General features: G+C 65.7%; 9 protein-coding genes. 3 read left to right on the forward strand and 6 right to left on the reverse strand.

Annotated features, from left to right (window positions below; translation table 11 throughout):
- Nucleotides 1-396: 396 nt before the first annotated feature.
- Nucleotides 397-1,122: an SDR family oxidoreductase gene (locus CVO76_RS02980; RefSeq protein WP_208740617.1), complete on the reverse strand. Its 726-nt coding sequence runs from the start codon at nt 1,120-1,122 to the stop codon at nt 397-399.
- A gap of 128 nt (nt 1,123-1,250) precedes the next feature.
- Between CVO76_RS02980 and CVO76_RS02985 the strand changes: the two genes are divergently transcribed.
- The gene (locus CVO76_RS02985) at nt 1,251-1,643 is read left to right on the forward strand and encodes a MerR family transcriptional regulator (RefSeq protein ID WP_208740618.1); all 393 of its coding nucleotides are present in this window, start codon (nt 1,251-1,253) and stop codon (nt 1,641-1,643) included.
- 109 nt (nt 1,644-1,752) lie between these two features.
- Here CVO76_RS02985 and CVO76_RS02990 read toward each other — a convergent pair whose 3' ends face one another.
- From CVO76_RS02990 to CVO76_RS03000, 3 genes are all read right to left on the reverse strand, one after another.
- On the reverse strand, nt 1,753-2,640 hold the full coding sequence (locus tag CVO76_RS02990) for an AraC family transcriptional regulator (RefSeq protein WP_208740619.1): 888 nt from the start codon (nt 2,638-2,640) through the stop codon (nt 1,753-1,755).
- A 204-nt stretch (nt 2,641-2,844) separates the two neighbouring features.
- Nucleotides 2,845-3,213, reverse strand: coding sequence for an SdpI family protein (locus CVO76_RS02995; RefSeq protein ID WP_208740620.1), 369 nt, complete (start codon nt 3,211-3,213; stop codon nt 2,845-2,847).
- A gap of 204 nt (nt 3,214-3,417) precedes the next feature.
- Entirely contained in the window at nt 3,418-3,768 is a 351-nt protein-coding gene (locus CVO76_RS03000; RefSeq protein WP_208740621.1) for a hypothetical protein, read from the reverse strand.
- Between the two features lie 145 nt (nt 3,769-3,913).
- Between CVO76_RS03000 and CVO76_RS03005 the strand changes: the two genes are divergently transcribed.
- Nucleotides 3,914-4,522: a DUF1349 domain-containing protein gene (locus CVO76_RS03005; protein ID WP_432206123.1), complete on the forward strand. Its 609-nt coding sequence runs from the start codon at nt 3,914-3,916 to the stop codon at nt 4,520-4,522.
- A gap of 181 nt (nt 4,523-4,703) precedes the next feature.
- On the opposite strand, the gene CVO76_RS03010 is transcribed toward CVO76_RS03005, so the two are convergent.
- On the reverse strand, nt 4,704-5,573 hold the full coding sequence (locus CVO76_RS03010) for an EamA family transporter (protein WP_244186164.1): 870 nt from the start codon (nt 5,571-5,573) through the stop codon (nt 4,704-4,706).
- A gap of 92 nt (nt 5,574-5,665) precedes the next feature.
- Here CVO76_RS03010 and CVO76_RS03015 point away from each other — a divergent pair, with 92 nt between their 5' ends.
- Nucleotides 5,666-6,520, forward strand: coding sequence for a LysR family transcriptional regulator (locus tag CVO76_RS03015; RefSeq protein WP_244186287.1), 855 nt, complete (start codon nt 5,666-5,668; stop codon nt 6,518-6,520).
- Nucleotides 6,521-6,550: 30 nt separating this feature from the next.
- Here the strand turns inward: CVO76_RS03015 and CVO76_RS03020 are convergent, their stop codons facing one another.
- Nucleotides 6,551-6,847 carry a hypothetical protein gene (locus tag CVO76_RS03020; RefSeq protein ID WP_208740624.1) on the reverse strand — a complete coding sequence of 99 codons (297 nt, stop codon included), beginning with the start codon at nt 6,845-6,847 and terminating at the stop codon, nt 6,551-6,553.
- Nucleotides 6,848-6,981: the final 134 nt, after the last annotated feature.

Genomic DNA, 6,981 nt, shown 5'->3' on the forward strand with positions numbered 1-6,981 from the left:
CCGTGCTGCTCTCACTGGCCATGCTGCCCGAGGTGGTCTCGGTCGCATCGGTGCCGCCACACGCTGCGAGACCGAACATCGAGACTGCTGCGATCCCGAGGATCGAGAGGTTCCTGCGCTTGGTGAGTTCCATGCTTCTCCTTGATAGGTGGGCGGGAACTGATCGCCGCCCTCTGTGTCCGACTTCCCGACGCTGCACTCCACGCCGATGTCTTACTGGTCCTTCGGTGACACCTTCCGGGCAGATGGGTGCCGGACCGAGGTGACGCGCGACACAGCCGCCCGCCACCAGCGGGTCGTGACCTGTCCTACCGCATCCGGGGTCGCGCTAGGACGGTACTGGCCGACGTGCCTGCTGCTGCCTGCCGGCCAGTACCTGCTGTCAGCGTCCTGCTGTCAGTGCCCTGGGAGCTGCGCGTAGAGAGCGGCAGGGTCGTGGGCCAGTGACGCCTTGACCATCGCGCTCCACTCGTCGACGACCACCTCGATCGCGCCCTCGGCCAGTCCGTCGAAGGACGCGCGGGGCACGAGTGCCGGGTCGATCATCGGTCCGTCGTAACCGGCCATGATGTCGGTGTCCGCCGCACCGAGGTGGACGCCCTGAACGAGCGTGCCCTGCGCCGCGAGGTCCTGCCGCACGCCGTTGGTCATGTTCCACTCGGCGGCCTTCGCGGACGCGTAGCCTCCGTTCCCGGGATAGGAGAACCAGGACAGCGCCGACAGCACGTTGACGATTCCCCCTCCGCCGTTCGCCGCAAGGGTCGGAGCGAACTCGCGGATCATGTCCAGCGTGCCCCAGAAATGCGTGTCCATCTCGCGGCGGAGCGCGTCGAGGTCGCCCGTCACGAGGGGCGTCGAGGTGGCGATGCCGGCATTGTTGATCAGCAGCGTGACGTCCGACGCCGCCCGTGCCGCTGCCACCACCGAGGCGTGATCGGTGATGTCGAGCCGGAGCACCTCGACGCGGTCCAGGGCCGCGAGATCACGGGCTTCGGGGGTGTCGGTGCGTCGTGTCGTGGCGTAGACCTTCCGGGCTCCCCGTTCAAGGAGTTCGTCGACGAAACGGCGCCCGATGCCTCGGTTGGATCCGGTGACGAGGGCGATCTGGTCGGTGATGTCCATGTGTGGCGTTCTCCATTCTCGCGGCCGGGCCTCGTGCCCTGCCTGCTCGGCTACAGTAGGACTTCACGTTGACGTCAAGGGCAAGTCTGGCCCGGACGTCGAAGGAAAGTCGGAGGAGAGGAGCGCTTGTGCGCATCGGAGACATCGCCGAGCGGACCGGGGTCAGCACCCGGGCTCTGCGCTACTACGAGGAGCAGGGACTCCTGCCGGCGGATCGGACGGCGCGGGGCCAGCGCGTGTACGAGGAGGCAGCCGTGGAGCGGGTCCAGCTGATCCAGCAGCTCTTCTCTGCAGGACTTGCCAGTCGCACGATCGTCGACCTGCTTCCGTGCGTCGACAGGGGTGAGGCGAGCGACGAGGCACTGGCCCTGCTTCAGCGTGAGCGCAACCGCATCACCGAGAGCATCGCCGAGCTGGAGAAGGCGCGTGCCCAGCTCGACCGCGTCATCGAGATCTCCCTGCACCCCGACCCGGAGCACTGTCCCGCTCTCCGCGACGAGACGTCACCCCTCCCGGCGTGAGTCTTCCGGTCGGCATCGGACCCAGGCAGTAACGCTGCCCGCCCTCATGAACGGGCGATTCCGTCCCGCAGGACCCCCGATCCCTGTGCGGCCACGCAGCCCCGGCGCATCAGGGCCGGCGGTCGGTCCAGTCTGCGTGTTCTACCGGCAGCCATAGTTCGCAGGTGGCCGTGCTGAAATCCTCGGCGTGATCGAGGACCGCGACGATCGATGGTCCGGGGCGGAGGCGCCACGGGTTGGAAGGGAACCAGTCCGTGGCTGTGGCTGCCCAGACTGCCTGCAGGGTAGCCGGGTATCCACCCTCGGTGCGGAATACGGCCCATGTGCCGGCAGGAACATCGGCCGTCCACAGATCGTCGGGGGTCCGGGTCGTGTCGGTGACGGCGACGCCGTGCACGTAGGTCAGCTCGCTGCCCTCGACGTAGTCAGGGTCGACGTCGAGGCTCACCTGGAGCAGCCCGGTCGGCTCGGTGTTGCTCAACTCCTTGAGCCGGGCGTGCTCTGCGGCAGGCACGGAAGCGATGTGCGCCTGGATGTGGGGATTGGCGCCCTGATGGATGAGGGGCACGCGCATGGCGTGGCCCACGAGATTGAACGCCGGCCGCTCTGTGACGCGGGTGTCCATGGTGATGTTCCCTTCGACGGTCAGGCGGAACCTGAGCTGTGACTGAGTGCGAAGGGGACCACCGTCTCGGCGGACAGCGCTGGGCCCGACGCCGTGGACGGAGCGGAACGCTCGGCCGAATGCTTCAACCGATCCGTAGCCATGGCGCACCGCGATGCTCAGCAGGTCTTCGTCGCCGAGTACCTCTGCCGCGGCGAGTGTCATCCTGCGGCGCCGGATGTACTCGGACAGCGGCATGCCGGCCAGCGACGAGAACATCCGCCGGAGGTGGTATTCCGTCGTCCCGAGTCCGGTTGCCAAAGCATTGACGTCCAGGTCGCCCGTCAGACGGTCCTCGAGCAACTCGACGAGTCTGTTGAGTGCAGCGATCACGGCTCTCCCTTCACCAGCCATCCTTCCAAGCCGAGTCGATCGGCACCCTACTATTGCGGTCCGATCCGATCGCCCCGGCCCTCGGCGTCCTGCCGGTGGGCCGGCAGCCCAGCAGCTCCGCAGGCGACTGGGCATGCATGGTGAGACCGGCCGGCAGGCTGCATTCATCGAATCAGATCGCCCGCTGAGGGCTGCCACACCCGATCACCTGGGTGCCGTGCGTGCAGCACGATTGGCGGCCGCGGTCGCCCGGAAGAGGACCACGGTCTGCGCGATGAGCGCCGCGAAGGCCGTCAGAGGTCCGGCCTGTCCGCCGGCCAGGAGTTGTGCGCCCACCGCGGAGACTATTCCGATGACAGCGACGAGCCTCATTTTCTTCAGTGCTGGGAGGGCGGCCTGATGACCGGCGACCCATGCTTCGTCGGATGCCTGCGTGTACCTGGTGCGGATTCCCGCTGCTGCGTTCCGACCGATCGATCCCTCAGCGGCTTGGCGCACGACGAACAGGCAGACGGCCGGCAGGAGGACCATGGTGAGGAGCAGGATGGCGAGTGCGACGGACTCCTCAGACACGCAGATACCAGGTGGCGTTCAGAAAGGACATCACCGCGATGAGGGCGAATACAGCGCCCAGGTTGCCCTGCACCGCAGCGTCACGTGTCACCGCGCGAGTTCTTCCTTCTGCGTGCTGCTGGTGATGATGATTCGTCCCCCTTGCCATGCCCTCGAGTCTAGCCAGAGCCGTCCGCCACGTCGCCAGTAACGATCTGCGTGCTGTCAGGACGTAGCTGGCCAGGGCAAGTCGCGGGGGACACGAAGCTGTCCCCACCCGAAACGACTTTCGGCAATGAAGTCTTGAAGCTCACTCTGCACGAAACGAATGAGCGCATCTTCGCCATCATCAGGGCGGAGACTGCCGGATCCGCCCTCTTCGCCAAGCACCTGCCACCTGACCCACGTGTCGTTCGTCGTGATGATGGTGTCGCCAGGAAGCTCTCCGCCATTCCCACCGTCGGTGACCCGCTCCAGCCGAAACGTCGACGATTCCAGCTCTGCAGCGCTGAGCAGCGATTCGAAAATGGGCTCGAGGAGTCGCTTCACGTCGCGCACGTACTTCACGTCGGTCATATGTACACGATAGAGACCTCGGAGCTGCTGGCGCCTGCCGTGACTGCCCGTATGCCGATCGGTCGGCTGACCCTCGCCATGGTGTCGGATGTGGCACTGCTTGAATAGAGCTTGCGAATCGAGCGATCGAGCGAGGGGATATGACGTGACACCAGCAACCGGAGAAGCTCACGATGACTGGGGCCGGGGGACATGGCGCAACCCGCCCGTAGGTGTGGTCGCTGATGGTCGGACTCTGCAGGTGACCGCAGCGGAGAGAAGCGACGCGTGGAGGCACACCTCGTATGGCTTCGTCCATGACAGCGCGCATGCCTTGCTGGCACCGCTACCTGCAGAAGGGGCGATGGAGGTCTCATTTCTGTTGGATTACACCGAGCAGTTCGACCAGGCAGGGATCTATCTTCACGTTTCGGAATCCGTGTGGATCAAAGCCGGTGTAGAGGTGTCCGACGGAATCCCCCAGGTTGGGGCCGTCGTCACACATGGGGTCTCTGACTGGTCAGTAGCACCTGTCCCTGAGTGGATCGGCCGGGAAATCACAGTGCGCCTCAGCAGGGCCGGTAACGCCGTCACTATCAGAGCCCGCGCTGGGGATGAGCCCTTCCGGCTCGTCCGCGTCGCCCCTCTTGACGAATCCGCGCGTGCTGAAGCCGGCCCGTTCTGCGCCTCTCCCACGCGGGCCAACCTCACGACCACCTTCACCCGATGGGTCGGAACCGATGCAGATGCGACGCTGCACCCTGGACAGGACTAGGGTCACAACCCCCGTCGGTGGGGGGTGCCCGAGATGGTGGAGGATCGCTGACCGGCGGACGTCCCGCCGAAGGTCCACCACAGGTGGCTGGTGCGGCGCCTTGGCAGTACGTGCACTGATCGGTCACGGGGATGGTCAGCAACGCCTGTGACCAGTCACATCTTCGAGGGTCGCGTGGTTCCTATCCGGGCCGTGGTGGGTTGCCGGGGAGGAGGAGGGCTGTGGTGTTCGCGGTGACGATGAGGGCTATGCCTACCCATTCGGGGGTGCCGAGGTGCTCATGGAGCAGTGTCGCGCCGATGAGGGCGGCCAGGACGGGGTTGATGCTCATGAGGATCCCGAAGAGGTTCGCTGGGACCCTGCGTAGTGCGATGAGGTCTGCCACGAACGGGATCGTGGAGGCCAGGACACCGGAGCCGACGGCGTAGAGCACAGTGAGCGCTTCCGGGCGGGTGGTGACGAGTATCCAGGCGCCGATGGGCAGGAACAACGCGGCGGAGATCCCTGTGGCCGTGGCGGTGCCCTGGACCCCTGGGATGCGGTATCCGATGGTCCTGTTGAGCAGGATGTACGCGGCCCAACTGCACGCGGCGATGAGCCCGAGCCCGAGGCCCAGGTAATCGGTGGTGGGTTGGGGCCGCGTGATCGCGATGACGCCGGCACCGGCGATGACAGCGCAGAGTGCGTTGGTCCGGGTCCGGGAACTCAGCAGGGCCACCGCGAGGAGCCCGCAGAACTCCAGGGTCACCGCCAACCCGAGGCCGATGCGTTCGATGGCCAGGTACAGGGTGAGGTTCATGGTCCCGAAGACCAGTGCCAGGAGCACCACCGGCCACCACTGCGCCCGGGTCAACTCCCACACCCGCGGCCGAACGATCGGGAGCAGGATCAGCGCGGCGATGACCTGCCGGACGGCGACGACGCCGACCGGCCCGATGACCGGGAAGGCCAGGGACCCGCTGGTGGCTCCGAGCTGGTTCGAGAGCGCCCCTCCCAATGCAACGCCGATACCCCTTGCCCGGCCGCTGCCCGTGTGTCCAGTTGTCGTCATTGTGGAAGTCTGACCACCATTGACTGCCTGCACATAATGCATGAATGCTCGTGTTGATGCGCTGGACGCATGGATAGGCTGGAGGTGTGGATATGGAACTGCGTCACCTTCGATCCCTCGCGAGTGTCGTCGATTCGGGGACGTTCACCGATGCGGGGATCGAGCTCGGGATCTCCCAGACCGCTGTCTCACGCAATATCGCAGCCCTGGAATCCGTCCTGGGTGTCCGGCTCCTGCACCGCACCACCCGCAGCGTGGAACTGACTCCGGCCGGGGAACGAGTCCTGCGCCATGCCCGCCGGGCCCTGGCTGTCGTCGCTGATCTACGCCAGGAAGCACTCACCGGTGTGAGCACGATCCGGATCGGGTACGCGTGGTCCGCCCTGGGCAAGCACACCCCTGAGTTCCAACGTCGATGGGCTGCAGCCCTCCCGCACCATGAGCTGCGTCTGGTCCGGACGAACACCCCGACCGCAGGACTGAATGAGGGCACCAGTGACCTGGTGATCCTGCGCCGCGTCCCCGAAGCAGTGAACCTCGAGCTGGCCCTGATCGGTGCGGAAAAACGCTACTGCGCGATGTCCGTCGATGACCCACTGGTCACCAAACGCACCGTCACCCTCGCCCAGGTAGCGGAGTCAGCGTTGGCGGTCGATCATCGAACCGGAAGCACCCAACTCGACCTCTGGCCCGAGCACGGCCGGCCACATCGCACTATCCCCACCAACGACGTCGACGACTGGCTCACCCTCATCAGCAGCGGCGCAGCCCGCGGCGTCACCGCAGAATCAACAGCACACCAATACCGCCGCCAAGGCCTCACATACCGGCGCGTCCGCGACGCACCACCCGTGCCTATCTACGTTGGTTGGGAAAGAACTGACCCGCCGGCGATCCTGCGGGAGGTCATCACCCTCCTCGCAAACCTCTATCAATCACCCCGCTAAAAGTCTGCACGCAACGGGATCCGCTAGCGGTCACTGGCGGTCGCGGGCCGGGACATGATCCGGCCAGGTCTCACCGATGCCTCCTGATTCGTACACGTGCTCGACGAGCCCTCGTACTTCCGCCACGAGCTCTTCTCGTGTCATGCGGGCTGCATCGTCCGGGGTGATTTCTCCCGTCCCGAGCGTGGACCGTCCGACAGTGAAGCCGTATGTCCCACTGGCTGGTCCGTTGACCCACAGCAGGTCGTAGGACAGCGCCCCGCCGGGCTGGCGTCGCTCGCTGACGCGGAACACTTCGTGCTCGGCCGTGACGTCAAAGGGATCCATCCGGTGATCCTAGAACCCGCTCCTGCATACTGGGGCGGTATGGGGAAGAACTGGATGATTGCTGTCCTGGTGGGAGTGCCACTGATTTGTGTGGCGGGTATGATCTATTGGTTCTTGCACCCCCAACTCACCCT

The sequence above is a fragment of the Arthrobacter agilis genome, from assembly GCF_002953615.1.
Taxonomy (GTDB): Bacteria; Actinomycetota; Actinomycetes; order Actinomycetales; family Micrococcaceae; genus Arthrobacter_D; species Arthrobacter_D agilis_B.

Bases quoted from the DNA above. Each gene is read 5' to 3' on its own strand.
- CVO76_RS02980 (WP_208740617.1), bottom strand. From the start codon at position 1,122: ATGGACATCACCGACCAGATCGCCCTCGTCACCGGATCCAACCGAGGC.
- CVO76_RS03000 (WP_208740621.1), bottom strand. From the start codon at position 3,768: ATGACCGACGTGAAGTACGTGCGCGACGTGAAGCGACTCCTCGAGCCC.
- CVO76_RS03015 (WP_244186287.1), top strand. From the start codon at position 5,666: ATGGAACTGCGTCACCTTCGATCCCTCGCGAGTGTCGTCGATTCGGGG.
- CVO76_RS03010 (WP_244186164.1), bottom strand. From the start codon at position 5,573: ATGACGACAACTGGACACACGGGCAGCGGCCGGGCAAGGGGTATCGGC.
- CVO76_RS03020 (WP_208740624.1), bottom strand. From the start codon at position 6,847: ATGGATCCCTTTGACGTCACGGCCGAGCACGAAGTGTTCCGCGTCAGC.